This window comes from Enterobacter ludwigii (assembly GCF_001750725.1).
Taxonomy (GTDB): Bacteria; Pseudomonadota; Gammaproteobacteria; order Enterobacterales; family Enterobacteriaceae; genus Enterobacter; species Enterobacter ludwigii.
The window spans coordinates 4,419,522-4,434,666 of sequence record NZ_CP017279.1; the positions used below are offsets into that span (position 1 = coordinate 4,419,522).

At 53.4% G+C, this 15,145-nt stretch carries 15 protein-coding genes; 6 read left to right on the forward strand and 9 right to left on the reverse strand.

What is annotated here, in order from left to right:
* Window positions 1-30: 30 nt before the first annotated feature.
* Both dkgA and yqhD read right to left on the reverse strand, forming a co-directional pair.
* Complete coding sequence (gene dkgA, locus BH714_RS20780; RefSeq protein ID WP_020883657.1) at window positions 31-858, reverse strand: 2,5-didehydrogluconate reductase DkgA; 828 nt, start codon at window positions 856-858, stop codon at window positions 31-33.
* A gap of 105 nt (window positions 859-963) precedes the next feature.
* Entirely contained in the window at window positions 964-2,127 is a 1,164-nt protein-coding gene (yqhD, locus tag BH714_RS20785) for an alcohol dehydrogenase (protein WP_020883658.1), read from the reverse strand.
* Between the two features lie 195 nt (window positions 2,128-2,322).
* Between yqhD and BH714_RS20790 the strand changes: the two genes are divergently transcribed.
* Entirely contained in the window at window positions 2,323-3,222 is a 900-nt protein-coding gene (locus tag BH714_RS20790; protein ID WP_040018832.1) for an AraC family transcriptional regulator, read from the forward strand.
* Window positions 3,223-3,269: 47 nt separating this feature from the next.
* Here the strand turns inward: BH714_RS20790 and yghB are convergent, their stop codons facing one another.
* Window positions 3,270-3,929, reverse strand: coding sequence for a DedA family general envelope maintenance protein YghB (gene yghB / locus BH714_RS20795; RefSeq protein ID WP_014171613.1), 660 nt, complete (start codon window positions 3,927-3,929; stop codon window positions 3,270-3,272).
* A gap of 149 nt (window positions 3,930-4,078) precedes the next feature.
* Complete coding sequence (gene metC / locus BH714_RS20800) at window positions 4,079-5,266, reverse strand: cystathionine beta-lyase (protein WP_025203159.1); 1,188 nt, start codon at window positions 5,264-5,266, stop codon at window positions 4,079-4,081.
* Between the two features lie 251 nt (window positions 5,267-5,517).
* Here metC and exbB point away from each other — a divergent pair, with 251 nt between their 5' ends.
* Window positions 5,518-6,249 (forward strand): tol-pal system-associated acyl-CoA thioesterase, encoded by a 732-nt coding sequence (gene exbB / locus BH714_RS20805; protein ID WP_014171611.1) that lies wholly within the window; start codon window positions 5,518-5,520, stop codon window positions 6,247-6,249.
* A 4-nt stretch (window positions 6,250-6,253) separates the two neighbouring features.
* Window positions 6,254-6,679: a TonB system transport protein ExbD gene (gene exbD, locus BH714_RS20810; protein ID WP_032680295.1), complete on the forward strand. Its 426-nt coding sequence runs from the start codon at window positions 6,254-6,256 to the stop codon at window positions 6,677-6,679.
* A 45-nt stretch (window positions 6,680-6,724) separates the two neighbouring features.
* Here exbD and BH714_RS20815 read toward each other — a convergent pair whose 3' ends face one another.
* A complete protein-coding gene (locus BH714_RS20815; RefSeq protein ID WP_040018833.1) occupies window positions 6,725-7,177 on the reverse strand; it encodes a hypothetical protein in 453 nt (150 codons plus the stop codon).
* A gap of 1 nt (window position 7,178) precedes the next feature.
* Window positions 7,179-7,583, reverse strand: coding sequence for a hypothetical protein (locus tag BH714_RS20820; RefSeq protein ID WP_032680298.1), 405 nt, complete (start codon window positions 7,581-7,583; stop codon window positions 7,179-7,181).
* Between the two features lie 102 nt (window positions 7,584-7,685).
* Between BH714_RS20820 and BH714_RS20825 the strand changes: the two genes are divergently transcribed.
* Window positions 7,686-8,189 carry an ESA_00282 family adhesion-associated protein gene (locus BH714_RS20825; RefSeq protein ID WP_020883663.1) on the forward strand — a complete coding sequence of 168 codons (504 nt, stop codon included), beginning with the start codon at window positions 7,686-7,688 and terminating at the stop codon, window positions 8,187-8,189.
* An 81-nt stretch (window positions 8,190-8,270) separates the two neighbouring features.
* Window positions 8,271-8,759 (forward strand): TIGR00645 family protein, encoded by a 489-nt coding sequence (locus BH714_RS20830; RefSeq protein ID WP_014171606.1) that lies wholly within the window; start codon window positions 8,271-8,273, stop codon window positions 8,757-8,759.
* A gap of 53 nt (window positions 8,760-8,812) precedes the next feature.
* On the opposite strand, the gene BH714_RS20835 is transcribed toward BH714_RS20830, so the two are convergent.
* Window positions 8,813-9,853, reverse strand: coding sequence for an aldo/keto reductase (locus tag BH714_RS20835; RefSeq protein ID WP_025203160.1), 1,041 nt, complete (start codon window positions 9,851-9,853; stop codon window positions 8,813-8,815).
* A 148-nt stretch (window positions 9,854-10,001) separates the two neighbouring features.
* Entirely contained in the window at window positions 10,002-12,593 is a 2,592-nt protein-coding gene (locus BH714_RS20840) for an autotransporter outer membrane beta-barrel domain-containing protein (RefSeq protein ID WP_040018834.1), read from the reverse strand.
* Between the two features lie 507 nt (window positions 12,594-13,100).
* On the opposite strand from BH714_RS20840, the gene BH714_RS20845 reads away from it, so the two are divergent.
* On the forward strand, window positions 13,101-14,648 hold the full coding sequence (locus BH714_RS20845; RefSeq protein WP_040018835.1) for a methyl-accepting chemotaxis protein: 1,548 nt from the start codon (window positions 13,101-13,103) through the stop codon (window positions 14,646-14,648).
* A gap of 80 nt (window positions 14,649-14,728) precedes the next feature.
* Here BH714_RS20845 and BH714_RS20850 read toward each other — a convergent pair whose 3' ends face one another.
* Entirely contained in the window at window positions 14,729-15,061 is a 333-nt protein-coding gene (locus BH714_RS20850) for a glycine zipper domain-containing protein (RefSeq protein WP_020883667.1), read from the reverse strand.
* Between the last annotated feature and the right edge of the window lie 84 nt (window positions 15,062-15,145).

Consider the following 15,145-nt stretch of genomic DNA (forward strand, 5'->3'; position numbering starts at 1 on the left):
AAAAACCCCGGCGAGCCGGGGTTTTTTTATTCACCCGCCAAACTGATCGGGATCCGGGCCTAAACGCTTGCCCTTGTCCAGCTTCGCAATTTCACTCAGTTCATCTTTATCCAGGCGGAAATCCCAGACGTCGAAATTCTCAGCGATACGCGATGGCGTGACCGATTTCGGGATCACCACCAGGCCGTTATCCAGATGCCAGCGAATAACGATTTGCGCCGGCGTCTTGCCGTATTTATCCGCGAGATCGCGAATAATTTTCTGGTCGAACACCCCTTCACCGCCCTGTGCCAGCGGGCTCCAGGACTCGGTCTGGATCTTGTGCGTGGCGTTCCAGGCGTGAAGCTGACGCTGCTGCATCAGCGGGTGCAGCTCAATCTGGTTGATAACCGGCGCGACACCCGTCTCGTCAATCAGGCGCTGCAGGTGGTGAACCTGGAAATTACACACGCCGATGCTTTTTACCAGCCCTGCCTGCTGCAGCTCAATCATCCCTTTCCAGGCGTCAACATAGTGATCGATAGCCGGGACTGGCCAGTGCATCAGATAGAGATCGACGAAATCGAGCTGGAGTTTGTCCAGACTCTCCTGCAAGGCTTCGCGGGGGCGTTTTTGATCGTCGTTCCACAGTTTGGTGGTAATGAAAAGATCGTCGCGGGGCATGCCAGCGCTGGCCAGTGCCTTACCCACGCCGTCCTCATTTTTGTACGCGGCGGCGGTATCAATCGACCGATAGCCGACTTCCAGTGCTTTATGAATGGCGGAGACGACCTCGTCGTTACCGGCTTTCCATACACCTAGCCCCAGTTGGGGCATCACGTTGCCATCCTGCAGCTTGATTACGGTTTGGTTTGCCATTTTTCCTCCTTCAGGTGCTCATCGTCGGAGGGAACCCCCGACGATGTGATGTGCATTAAGTCTGGACGAAATGTCAAAAAACGAAAGGCGGGATGTCAAAAACGCTTAGCGTGCCGCTTCGTAGATACGACGGCTCACTTCCAGCGTAATGTCGCCGTGCTCGCCCAACTGGGTCATACCGTGTTCTTCAAGTTTCGCCAGCAGGGCAGGGATGGAGCTGCCATCCAGGCCATAGCCGGACAGACGCGTTGGCACGCCCAGACCTTCAAAGAAGCTGCGGGTTGCTTCGATAGCCGCGTCGATACGCGCATCGTCAGAACCTTCGGTGATGTTCCACACGCGCTCAGCGTATTGCAGCAATTTAGCGCGTTTGGTATCACGTTTTTCGTTCCACAGTGCAGGCAGGACGACGGCCAGCGTTTGTGCGTGATCCAGACCGTGCATGGCCGTCAGTTCGTGGCCCAGCATATGGGTTGCCCAGTCCTGCGGCACGCCGGCACCGATCAGACCGTTCAGCGCCTGGGTTGCCGCCCACATCACGTTGGCGCGCACATCGTAGTTTTCCGGCTCTTTCAGCGCTGTCGGACCGTCTTCAATCAGCGTCAGCAGAATGCCTTCCGCGAAGCGATCCTGAATTTTGGCATCTACCGGGTAGGTAACGTACTGCTCAACGGTGTGCACAAACGCATCGACCACACCGTTCGCGACCTGACGTGCAGGCAGGGTGTAGGTGTAAACCGGATCGAGGATGGCGAATACAGGCTGAACGTGATCGTTCATAAAGGCCTGCTTATCACCCGTGGTTTTACGGGAGATAACGGCACCTTTGTTGGATTCAGAACCGGTCGCAGGCAGGGTCAGCACGGAACCCATTGGGATCGCGCTTTTGATATCGCTGCCGCGGGTTTCCAGAATGTGCCACGGGTCAATACCGTCCGCGTAGTGCGCCGCAGCGGCGATGAATTTGGTGCCATCCAGAACGGAGCCGCCGCCGACTGCCAGCAGGAAGGTGACTTTTTCATCACGGGCGATCTTGACCGCGTTCATCAGTGTTTCATAAGACGGGTTAGGCTCGATACCGCCGAACTCACGCACGTCCAGACCTTCCAGCGCGCTGTAAACCTGATCCAGTACGCCGGTTTTTTTCACGCTGCCGCCACCGTAGGTGATCAGTACGCGGGCGTCAGCGGGGATCTGTGCGCGCAGGTCGGCGATAGCGCCTTTACCAAACAGAATGCGGGTTGGGGTGTGGAGATTAAAATTATTCATTGCTCGTTCCCTTATGTGGGTGAAAAACCGTGGTGGCGCTGAAGGCGACCTGATGCTGCACATTGTGGCCGTCCGGGGCTATCCTCTCAATGCACATTCCTGCCGATGTCTTGCCCATTTCTACAGAACGCTGGAGAAAACACGGTAAACTGCGCACACTGTTAACGTCGGAAACCGTAGCCGGAGTAACGTAAAATGAACCGTGAAGCGATCTGCCTTCAGCTTACTGCGCAGATTAAAAGACTGATTGATAAAGAAAATGGCGTCGGTGAAATGTTGCCTGACATTCGTCTTCTGTATGGGACGCAGCCAGGGACACGCACACCGGTCATGTACCAGCCGGGCATCGTTTTTCTCTTTTCAGGCCATAAAATTGGCTATATCAATGAGCGCGTGTTCCGGTATGACACCAATGAATATCTTCTGCTCACAGTACCTTTACCCTTTGAATGTGAAACTTTCGCGACAGAAGCGGTACCGCTGGCGGGCATTCGTTTAAATGTTGATCTCCTTCAGCTGCAGGAGCTGCTGATGGAGATTGGCGAGGACGCATTGTTCCGCCCGTCGATGCCCGCGAGCGGGATTAACTCCGCGACGTTATCCGAGGAGATCCTCTGCGCCATTGAGCGTCTGCTCGACGTTATGGAACGGCCGCTGGATGCACGCATCCTGGGCAAACAGATTATCCGCGAAATTCTTTACCATGTGCTGCTGGGGCCGGGCGGTGGGGCATTACTCGCGCTGGTCAGCCGCCAGACGCACTTCAGCCTGATTAGCCGCGTGCTCAAGCGAATCGAAAGCCAGTACACGGAAAACCTGAGCGTTGACCAGCTGGCGGCGGAAGCAAACATGAGCGTCTCGGCGTTTCATCATAATTTTAAGTCGGTGACCAGCACCTCGCCGCTGCAGTATCTTAAAACCTATCGGCTGCATAAGGCTCGTATGCTGATGATCCACGACGGCATGAAGGCCAGCGCGGCGGCGATGCGGGTGGGCTATGAAAGTGCGTCGCAGTTTAGCCGGGAGTTTAAGCGTTACTTCGGCGTCACACCGGGGGAAGATGCGTCGCGCATCAGAATGATGCAGGGGACCTGAGGAGAGAGTCCAGCCGGGTAAGCGTAACGTCACCCGGCTTTTTTATATCACGCGCTGCAGTATTTCTTCTTAATCACGACCGCAATCGTCCCGAGCAGTCCCGCGACCAGCAGGAAAAGCGGGAGGATCATCAGGAAGGTCATTACCTGGTCTTCGTGGTGTTTCACAAAGGGGATCATATTCAGCGCGTAGCCAAGCGTGGTCACCACGCCTACCCACAGCAGGGCGCTCAACCAGTTAAAGAACTGGAAGCGGCGGTTTGACAGCCCGGAAATGCCTGCCATGGTCGGCAGCAGCGTGCGAACAAACGCCAGAAAACGCCCGGCCAGCAGCGCCAGCAGACCGTGGCGGTCAAACATGCAGGTCGCACGTTGATGATATTTATGCGGTAACTGAGCCAGCCAGCCTTTCACGACGCGCGTATTGCCGAGCCAGCGGCCCTGCAGATAGCTCAGCCAGCAACCGAGGCTGGCAGCGGAGGTGAGTATGACCATCGTCGGCGTGAAGTCCATGACGCCTTTACCGATTAACGCCCCGGCCAGTAAAAGCAGGCTGTCACCGGGTAAAAATGAGGCTGGCAGTAATCCATTTTCCAGAAACAGGGTTGCGAACATCACGAAATAGACGATACCTACAACGTGAGGGTCCGCCAGCGCGGCAAAATCGTGTTGCCAGAGTGCCGCAATAATATCTTGAATAACAGCCATGGACTTTCCTGTGGAACAGCAGATGCAGATATAGCGCTATTGTACTCCCTAATTCGCCCGTGGGGTTTGATCGCGGGCGCAACTAATGCAGACTTTTCTGGTGGCAGTGTTCACAAAAGCGTCCAGGGAGTACATTTTCAGCATGCACTCTACACGATACGTTCAAACCCTGCCGCTAAATCCGCAATTAAATCGTCAACATCTTCTAAACCAATATGCAGTCGGATCAGCGTGCCGCTGAAATCCACTTCTCCACCGGGGCGCAGGGCCGCAATTTGCTCCGGCTGGTTAGGCAGGATCAGGGATTCAAACCCGCCCCAGGAGTAAGCCATGCTGAAAAGGGTAAAATGATCCAGGTAGTTCGCCAGTTCGTCGTTACTGAGCCGTTTTTTAAGAACAAATGAGAACAACCCGCTACTGCCCGTAAAGTCACGTTGCCAGAATTCATGGCCTTTGCTGCCCGGAAGCGCCGGATGGTTAACGCGCTCGACCTGCGGGTGCCGGGCCAGCCATTCGGCCACCTTCAGACTGCTTTCATGGTGCTGACGCAGGCGCACCCCCAGCGTACGGATACCGCGGCTGGTCATGTAGGCCGTATCCGCATCCACCATCTGGCCCATCAGGTAGGCATTCTCCCGAAGTTGATCCCAGCAGCGCGCGTTGGATACCGCAGTACCGATCATGCCATCAGAGTGGCCAATCAGATATTTGGTCGCGGCTTGAATAGAGATATCAATGTCGAATTCCAGCGCCCTGAACAGCACGCCCGCCGCCCAGGTGTTGTCGATCATAATGATTGCCTCGGGGGCTTTGCTGCGCACTGCTTTCACAATAGCCGGGACGTCGTGCACTTCCATGGTGATAGAGCCTGGGGATTCCAGAAATACAATGCGCGTGTTCGGCTGAATAAGTTCAGCGATACCTTCGCCAATCAGCGGATCGAACCAGCCGGTGGTCACGCCGAGCTTGCTGAGGATTTTGGTGCAAAAATCCTGGCTTGGTTCATAAGCGGTATTGGTCATCAGGATATGGTCGCCCTGTTCCACAAACGCCAGAATGGTATTGGCGACTGCCGCCGCACCACAGGGGAACAGGGCGCAGCCCACGCCGCCTTCCAGTTCGCACATGGCTTCCTGAAGTGAAAAATGGGTTAGCGTGCCACGACGGCCATAGAACAGCCCGCCTTTGGCGCGGTTGCGCGTGGCGATTTTTTTATCCTCGACGGTATCAAATACCAGCGAGGAGGCGCGTTGAATCACGCTGTTGACCGATCCCTGAGTATATTTTTTGCTGCGTCCTGCCTGTACCAGCGTGGTATCAAGATGCTTCTTTGTCATGTTCGCTAACCCTGTTTTTATACGTCTGGACGTCCAGACTACCACGATTGTAAAAATCTGCACCCGGGGGCTTATCGAATAAGCAGAAAATATTAGCAAAAATACGCATAAGAAATTTTTACTGCGTAAGCGCAAGGAAAGTGAACGAAAATTACGGCAGTATGTAAATACTAATGAGAACTACTATCAATTCGACGACGTTTTGATATTATTACGGTCAGATTTTGTGATTTGCGTCCTGGAGATACAGAGTGGGTAATAATTTGATGCAGACGGATCTCTCCGTCTGGGGCATGTATCATCATGCTGACATCGTGGTTAAGATTGTGATGATCGGCCTGGTTCTGGCGTCCGTGATCACCTGGGCTATCTTCTTCAGTAAGAGCGTCGAACTGCTGTCGCAGAAGCGTCGCCTCAAGCGGGAACAACAGCAACTGGCTGAAGCCCGCTCCCTGGATCAGGCCTTAGACATGACCTCATCCTTCCATGGAAAAAGCCTGACCACCCTGTTAGTCAACGAAGCACAGAACGAGCTGGAACTCTCCGCAGGCAGTGAAGATAACGAAGGCATTAAAGAACGTACCGGCTTCCGCCTGGAGCGTCGCGTTGCTGCCGTTGGCCGCCATATGGGCCGCGGTAACGGTTATCTGGCCACTATCGGGGCGATCTCACCGTTTATCGGTCTGTTCGGTACGGTCTGGGGCATCATGAACAGCTTTATCGGCATTGCGCAGACGCAGACCACCAACCTGGCGGTGGTTGCGCCAGGGATTGCCGAAGCGTTGCTGGCGACCGCAATCGGTCTGGTCGCGGCCATTCCTGCGGTCGTCATCTATAACATCTTCGCGCGTATGATTGGCAACTATAAAGCCACGCTCGGTGACGTCGCCGCGCAGGTGCTGTTGCTGCAAAGCCGCGATCTTGACCTCAATGCCAGCTCCGTTAAACCGGTGCATGCGGCGTCTAAACTGCGCGTAGGTTGATTGTATGGCGATGCGTCTTAACGAAAATCTGGACGATAACGGTGAAATGCATGAAATCAACGTGACGCCGTTTATCGACGTCATGCTGGTTCTGCTGATTATCTTCATGGTGGCTGCGCCGCTGGCGACGGTCGACGTGAAGGTGAATCTGCCTGCCTCTTCCAGCCAGCCGCAGCCGCGTCCTGAGAAACCTGTCTATTTGTCGGTGAAAGCGGATAAATCGATGTTCCTCGGCAATGACCCGGTGACGGAGCAGTCTGTTATCCCGGCGCTGGATCAGCTCACCGGCGGCAAGAAAGACACCACGGTTTTCTTCCGCGCGGATAAAACCGTCGATTACGAAACCATGATGAAGGTAATGGACACGCTGCATCAGGCGGGTTATCTCAAGATTGGGCTGGTCGGCGAAGAGAAAGCGGCCGCGAAATAACAAAGAAGCTGGCGAAAGCCGGCTTTTTTTATGCGTGTCGGGCGATCAGTTTTTTGTCTCAGTGGACGCAGGCGCAGGCGCGTGGGACGCCAGCGCGTCTTCATCAAGCGCAACGCAGGTGACGTTTGACGTGCGGTACTCGCCGTCGGACAGTTTGCGCGTCAGGCGCAGGGTGGCCACTTCTCTGGCGAGCAGATACTGATAATGGGCCTCCAGACGCCCGAGAAGCTTCTCTTTCAGCTCAGGCCGCTGTTCGATGAGGATATTCATCACCGCGCCGTATATCTCTTCCTTCACCTGCAAAGGATAAATCTCGCGGCGATTATGCCATTTCAGGCGTACCAGCGTCGCCGGGATCGATACCAGGTCCTGAGTTATTCGCGTCATCTCGGCATTTTTTGTGTTTCGCAGTGCATCGAGATTTTGCTTTAAGATAAATTCATCACTTTTTTTGTTATCTAAAGCCAAATAAACGTCGTTATCTTTAATTTCTTTCACGTTACTCTTCCCCCAGCTTATAAAAAATAGGGTTGTTGGTTTCACGCGTAATTAGATTAAGCCAAATTTCATTGCCGGCTTCGTTTATTTCTTTGGTTTTTTCCGCGATTATTTGACTTAGTTTCTGGGCATCTATTTCACCTTCGGCCTGCAGGTCATTCAGCAGGTGGACAAAGGCTTCTATTTTAACGGCGCGAAATAACCGGTCCTTTATATGACGGTCGTGCTCTTCCAGTAACATATTACGGGATTTACCGGTGCGAGAAACGCCTATTAATATGTCAGACTCGTAATCAGAGAGCTTTCTTTTCCCCTGAGTGAAATTAGCCTCTTTTTCTGCTTCCGTCGTTTGCTGTTCCACAGGCGCAATGTGGTACTTAGCCGGGACGAGGTAGTCGGGCAGCATTTTAATTTCCTTTAATTACAACAGGGTGGGGTTGGTAAAGGCGTGAGATTCGTTGACAATATCATGAGGCAATTTTAAAATCAAAAAAAATGGAGCCTACCCATGAACAGCATTTTTTTTACGGTCATCACATTACTATTACTGACCGCTGGTGTTCTTTTATTGATGCAGGAGTTCAATAAAACGCAAGTGTCGAAAGACGCCAGTGAACCTCCGCTACCTGAACTGATGACAAAAGAGGAAGGTGAAGACCACTTCTCCGTATTGATGAACTCGGTTACACCGGTTTGGTACTGGCGGGTGAACCATGAATATATCGACTTTTTGCACGCGACAATTAAGCGAATGAAAATGTCGGAAATTAATGACACGCCTGGGTTGTTTGAAGCGCAGCGCCGCTGCAGCGACCTGAATTCCGCGGTGTATAAATATTATGACAATATCAAAAAGCGTTGCCTTAACGGTGAGAAGGTCTCCTGTTCCGATCTGGACGTATTAAACCTGCGCCAGTGTTTTCGTGAGTTCAGCCTGGAGGCGTATCCGGAACTGGTGGTGCTGGTCTGGCCGGAGTATGCGCGCCCGGACGTCAATCCTGACAATGTCTGAACGTACAACGAGTGAGTTGTTGCAAACAGTCAGCGCCGTTGAGATATACTGGGCGCTGGTTTCGTTTGCAGACAGGACTTTATGGAACGCTTCTTTGAAAACGCGATGTACGCCTCTCGCTGGATACTGGCACCCGTCTATTTTGGCCTTTCGCTGGCGCTGATTGCGCTGACGATTAAGTTTTTCCAGGAAATCTTGCATGTTCTGCCGAACATCTTTTCCATTGCCGAAGCAGATTTGATTCTGGTTCTGCTCTCGCTGGTGGATATGACGCTGGTGGGCGGATTACTGGTGATGGTGATGTTCTCCGGCTATGAGAACTTTGTCTCTCAGCTCGATATCGACGAGCGCAAAGAGAAGCTCAACTGGCTGGGCAAAATGGATGCCTCGTCGCTGAAGAATAAAGTGGCCGCGTCGATTGTGGCGATCTCATCTATCCACCTGTTACGCGTATTCATGGACGCCAAGAATGTCCCGGACAACAAACTGATGTGGTATGTGATTATCCATCTGACGTTTGTGCTGTCTGCGTTCGTGATGGGGTATCTGGATAAGATCAGTAAGAAGTAATTTTCCCCCCCTCTTCCCAAGGGAGAGGGGGAGCGTGAGCGCGACAGACCGCGCTATTTATCCGACGATGCCTGCCACAAATTCAATTCCCCATCCGCAACATGCTGGTCAATCCTTTTCAGCTCATCGTCGCTAAAGTGCAGGTTATTCAGGGCCTGCACGTTCTCTTCGATCTGCTCCGGACGGCTCGCACCAATCAGTACGGATGTCACGCGTTCATCCTTCAGCAGCCAGCTCAGCGCCATTTGCGCCATCGTCTGACCACGGGCCTGTGCCATCTCATTCAGTAAACGCAGGCTGTTCAGGTTGGCTTCAGTCAGCATGTTTTCCGTCAGACCGCGCACCTTCTTGCCTTCACGCTGCATACGAGAATCTTCAGGAATACCGTTCAGGTATTTTCCGGTCAGCAGACCCTGCGCCAGCGGCGTAAACGCAATGCAACCCGCCCCGTTTTTCTCAAGCGTATCCAGCAGGCCGGTGTGATCGACCCAGCGGTTGAGCAGGTTGTAAGATGGCTGGTGGATAAGCAGCGGGATCTTCCACTCACGTAACAGGTCCGCCATTTTCTGGGTGCGCTCTGTGGAGTAGGAGGAGATACCAACATACAGCGCTTTACCGCTCTGCACGGCCTGGGCCAGCGCAGCGGCGGTCTCTTCCATCGGCGTATTTTCATCCACGCGGTGAGAATAGAAAATATCCACATACTCCAGCCCCATGCGCTTGAGGCTCTGATCGAGGCTGGCGAGCAGGTATTTGCGCGACCCGCCCGACCCATACGGCCCCGGCCACATGTCATAGCCTGCTTTGGTTGAGATGATCAGTTCATCGCGATACGCGGCAAAATCTTCCCGCAGCAGACGACCCATGTTTTCTTCCGCGCTTCCCGCCGGCGGGCCGTAGTTGTTGGCAAGATCGAAATGGGTAATGCCGAGGTCGAAGGCTTTATGCAACAGCGCCCGCTGAGAGTCGAGAGGCTGTACGTGGCCGAAACTATGCCACAGACCAAGCGACAGCGCCGGCAGGCGCAGGCCGCTTTTTCCGCAGTAGCGGTACTGCATATTTTCGTAGCGGGCGGGGTAAGGGTGCCAGGACATGATGTCTCCTTTCTTGTCGATGAATTTTCGAAACAACGTTTTCATTCTGTGCTTATCAAATCACAAATCCTGTTGATAAGCGATGACATACCTGACCACCCTGAATGATTAAAGCCCGGCAGCATCAGACTGACCGGGCGTTCACTCGTCAGAAGCTGTAACTCATCCCCGCCTGCACGCTGGCATCGTTGTCCACGTCACCGGTGCCGACATACACCCCGGTATTGAGCGTGAAGTTATGCGCGATGGTTGCATTGATGCCTGCTCCGAAGATCCCCATCGTGTTGTTATGGCCGGAGGTGGTGTGGTAATCCGCCGCCTGAATATCAGTATCGTCGCTGAACTCTTTCTGGAAGCGTGCGTCGATCCACGGCATCATCTGCACGTTCTTGCTCAGATCGCGAAGCGTTGTGGTGAGTCTCAACCCGACCCCACTGTTCCAGGAAGAGACCTGACTGTCGGCGAAGGACACTTCACTGTCGGAGAAGCCGTTTGCTTTGGTTTGATCCCAGCCTAAGGTGGCGTAAGGTTGCAGCAGGGTTTCACCTGGCAGCAACACGTTCACACCGGTACGCGCCTGCGCCATATACAGGGTGCCATCCGTCGAACCGTGCAGTGCTTCGGTCATGCCGCTGGTATTCCCCGTCACGTTATTCGCAGACAGGGTGTACCGCATATCGCCATAGCTGAAGCTACCGTCGGCAAACATACCCCATGTTCTGCCGTTAAGCGCCTGCTGCCAGCCACCGTACAGGCTGTAGTAATTACCGTAGACGCTGTCATTAAAGCTATCAGCGCCGTCATGGGTATCCTGCACGCGGCTGCGTGTCCATGCCAGTGCAATACCGCCAGTGACGCTATCACCGTTGTCCAGATGCGCCGTCCAGTCCACGCCACCCTGAGCGCCCTGGGTGATGCTCTTATAGTCAACATCATTGCTGAAGTTGCCATTCTGATAGAGGAAATCACCCCAGACCTGCGCACCTTCCTCCTGCCTGCCGAGCAGGTTAGCCAGATGCACCTGATTCATATGGTTGCTGATATCATCAGCCACCTGATGTCCGGCCTGCTCGGCAGCGTCCAGACCGGCAACAAGGCCCTGAACGTCGCTCGCGAGGCTGCCCTTCTGGCTGTTAAATTCGATATTCCACGACTGCGTATTATCGGCGGTAAGGCGTGTCTGCGGCGCGGTATCTGCGGCCACAATATTCAGGCTGTTGTCATAGTTATAAGCGCCGCTACGGTTTTCAACATTCTGTTGGCCATTTGTGAAGGTGGCCGCCGCATAATTTTGCGGGGTGCTGGTGCCTGAAGTGGTGAACGTACCCAGAATCACGTTCTGCTGATTTTGTGCCGAAGGAGTAATGCTGTTGACGACAACGGCATTATTAACCCCGGTGATATTGCCGAAATCAACAAAGCTGTCGGTGCTCATATTTACCATCGCATTACTGCCGGTGGTAGTAGCGACAAGCGTTGAGCCATTTTGCAAACTCCAGCTGGTGGCATCGTTAATTTTATCAATGGCGATGCTGTTATTGCTGGTCGTGTTCACCGTCTCGAACTGACTAATTTCACCAGAAACAGAACTGCCGTCATCCATTGACAGCGTGTCGCTACCGTCACCGCCATCAACATTGCCGTTAACATGAGAATTATTGGTCAGCACGACCGTATCATCGCCCGCACCGGTTGTAATATCACCATTTACAGTGGCATCGTTTTGCAGCGTGATGGTGGTATTGCCGCTGTTTTGACCGGTATTTACCGCACCATTAATGGTGCTGTTATCCACCAGAACAGAATTCGCTGAACTGCCGTTCAGGGTAATATTGCCATTCACGACGCTCTTATTAGTAAACGTAAGTGATGTCGACCCCTTTTCATTAATAACGCCAATATCGCCAGTGACGGTACTGTTATTCAGGGCCAGGGAATCGGCCTGGGTGCCGTACATGGCGATAGCAAGATCGCCCACGCCATCCAGGTTGATGTCACTGAACGGCTTATACTCGCTGAGTTTTTCGGCCAAATGATCCATGTTCTGCGCGATTTCACTCTGCGAGGCATCGACGGTGGCTCCGGTCAGCGTAATGCGGGTATTTGATTGATCGCTCCCTGCATAAATACCGCCCTTATCCATTGTACTGTTGCTGAGGGTAATATCCTGTTCGCCAGCACCGGCGCTTACAATGCTGCCGTGCAGCACGCTCCCATTCTCAATATTGACGGTGTGGTAGCCTTTATCCAGTGGATCGAGATAAATCGCTGAGCCCATCATATAGGTTTTATCACGCTGGTAATTGCCTGTGCTGTTTTCACCGTTCAGCGTCGCGCCATCAACCGTCACGGTGGTATTGGTGGTCGCGCCTCCGCTACCGACTTCAATCATATCGGCCGTAGCGCCGTTATTCAGGGTGATATTCGCGGTACCGCCGTTGCTTCCCTGGATATAGTGGCCTGACATATCCGTTCCGGATACCGTTAATGACTGCGTGTCGCCATCCCCTCGATGACCATCCATGAAAATATTATTCGCCGTGGCGTCGGCCATAACCGCATTTGTCACACCGGGATTTTGATAAAAGCTGTCATCGGTATATTTCGTTAATCCACAGGTTTGCGTCGTCACGCCATCCTCACACGGTGTCGCTGTCGTCATTGCTGCCTGGGTACCGAAAGAGGTTAAAGCCATTAAGACACACTGCGAAAGCAATGTGCGGTTCATAAATTTACGCATCTGAAACTCCGTTAATAAAAAATCGTCGACATCCTTGTAAAGGAATTTATTTAATTTAAGGAATTTCTCATAAGTAAAGGATGTAATGAAATTTAAAAGATAAGGAGTAAGTTATTGGGGTATTTAAATCATGAAATCTGATAATAAGGTGTTAATATATTTGTGTCATAAATAGAACTGAATAGTTACCCTGCAAATTAAGCGGGTTTTCGCGAAAGGGTAGCGCTATTGATTGACGCAACCTGTTGATGATGTACTCCTCAGGAGGTATGGCCGTTAATTTAATGCGCTGCAGTTTTACATTTATTTATCCACTGACAAAGTAAAACACATTCTTAGCAGGGTAATTTTCCCCTTCGAAAGTGTCTCTTTTTTCTGAATGAACGCAGGAGCAGTAAAAATTTTAATAAAAATAATGCGTGAAAGGTGATGAATTTGCTCATTCCTGCCGATAACGAGGGTAAGACTCGCCTCTGGGCGAATTCACCCTCACGGCAAGGAAGACTTATGAATATGTTGCGTAATTTCACGATCCGTTTCGTCATGCTGACGATTCTCGGGATCTTTTGTTTAATGTGGGCGGGCGTGGGGCTTTACAGCACCTGGTCTCTGTCACGGGTATCAGAGGGCAATGAGGTGGATCGCCAGCTGGTCAAACAGATGACCATACTCAGTCAGGGTAACGATCAGTATTTTCGCTTTGTGACCCGGTTGAGTCGCGCGATGGAAGTGAAAGCCGCGGGCGGCACACCGGACCTGGCCCCTGCCCAGCAGGCGCTGGACAATATGGGGAGGAAACTGGCTGAGATGAAGGCAATCTCACCAGGACCGATGGATGAGCAAGTTTCAGCTCAGGTGATCGGTAGCTGGCAGGCTTTGCTTGAGCAGGGCGTAACGCCGCAAATGCAGCAGGCGAAGCAGTCCTCTCTGGAGGGCTACCGTCAGCAGGCGAATAACATCACCCCTCCGCTGAGTCGTGCGTTTGGTGCTGCTGCGGAGAACTTTAACAACGCGGCCGCCCGGGCACTCGACAGCACCCGAGTCGTCGTAGACAGCCTGACCAGCATGACCCGCACGGTGATTATCACCGCCACGATTATTGGCCTGTTAATCCTGCTCTTCACCGACCGTTACCTGGTGGCGATGCTGGTAAAACCGCTGGCTCGCATTCGCCAGCAGTTCCGCCAGATTGCCCAGGGCGATCTCAGTCAGCCGATTGAACCGTTCGGTCGCAACTGCGTGGGTCAACTGGTTCCTCTGCTGAGCGCGATGCAGGATAGCCTGCGAGAAGCGGTGAGCTCTATTCGCTCCGGCAGCGAGAATATCTGGCGCGGCGCGACGGAGATCTCCAGCGGTAATAACGATCTCTCGTCCCGTACCGAAGAGCAGGCCGCCGCACTTGAAGAGACGGCGGCCAGCATGGAACAGCTGACCGCCACCGTGAAGCTGAACGCGGAAAGCGCGCGTCAGGCCAGCCAACTGGCGGATGTGGCGTCAACAACGGCCAGCCGCGGCGGCTCGCTGGTGGAAGAGGTGGTGACCACCATGAGCGGTATTTCTGAGAGCTCGAAGAAGATTGCTGAAATCACCAATGTGATCAACAGCATTGCCTTCCAGACCAATATCCTGGCGCTCAACGCTGCCGTGGAAGCGGCACGTGCGGGCGAGCAGGGACGTGGGTTTGCCGTCGTGGCCGGCGAGGTGCGTAACCTGGCAAGCCGCAGCGCCAACGCGGCAAAAGAAATTGAGGGATTGATTACCGATTCCGTTTCCCGCGTAGAGCAGGGCGCAAAGCTGGTGGGCGACACGGGCACCACCATGGATGCCATTTTGCGTGATGTGACGGAAGTGACGACCATCATGAAGCAAATCGCGTCTGCGTCTGAGGAGCAAAGTAAGGGGATTTCGCAGGTGGGTATTGCTATCACGCAAATGGATGGCGTGACACAGCAAAACGCCTCGCTTGTGGAAGAGGTCTCGGCAGCGGCCTCCGCGCTTGAACGTCAGACCGAAGAGCTCCAGCGGTCGGTGCAGAAATTCCGCCTCTCGGCTTAATCACTGTTAAAAGGCCGCCGTGTGCGGCCTTTTTTTCGGTTAAATGCAGGCGAACCAAACGGAGCGCCGCCTGCCGCTTATCAGTGGGTGGCTTCACCAATCAGTGCGCCAGAGCCGGCACCGACGGCGGCCCCTTTCAGTACGCTGTTGCCTGTTACCGCTGCAGCACCTGCGCCCACCACGGCACCCACCGCGCCGCCTTTACGCGCAGCTTTACCTTTGTCGCCGTTTTTGAACATCGCACCGGTACCCGCGCCAACGACCGCACCGCCTACCGTGGATTTCAAATCTTTGCCCGTGGCTGCGCCAATTGCCGCACCGGCCACTGCACCGGCGGCGGTTTTATCTATCGCCATACCAGAAGTGGAAAAGATCAGGGTGCTGATAATCAGCGCTGTTTTCATCAATTTCATAACAAATCCTTTGTGACTGCTGTCGGTTGAGTCCGCTTTTCTCGTCATCTGACCTGAGAAAAACGTCCGCATAGTGCCAGTAAT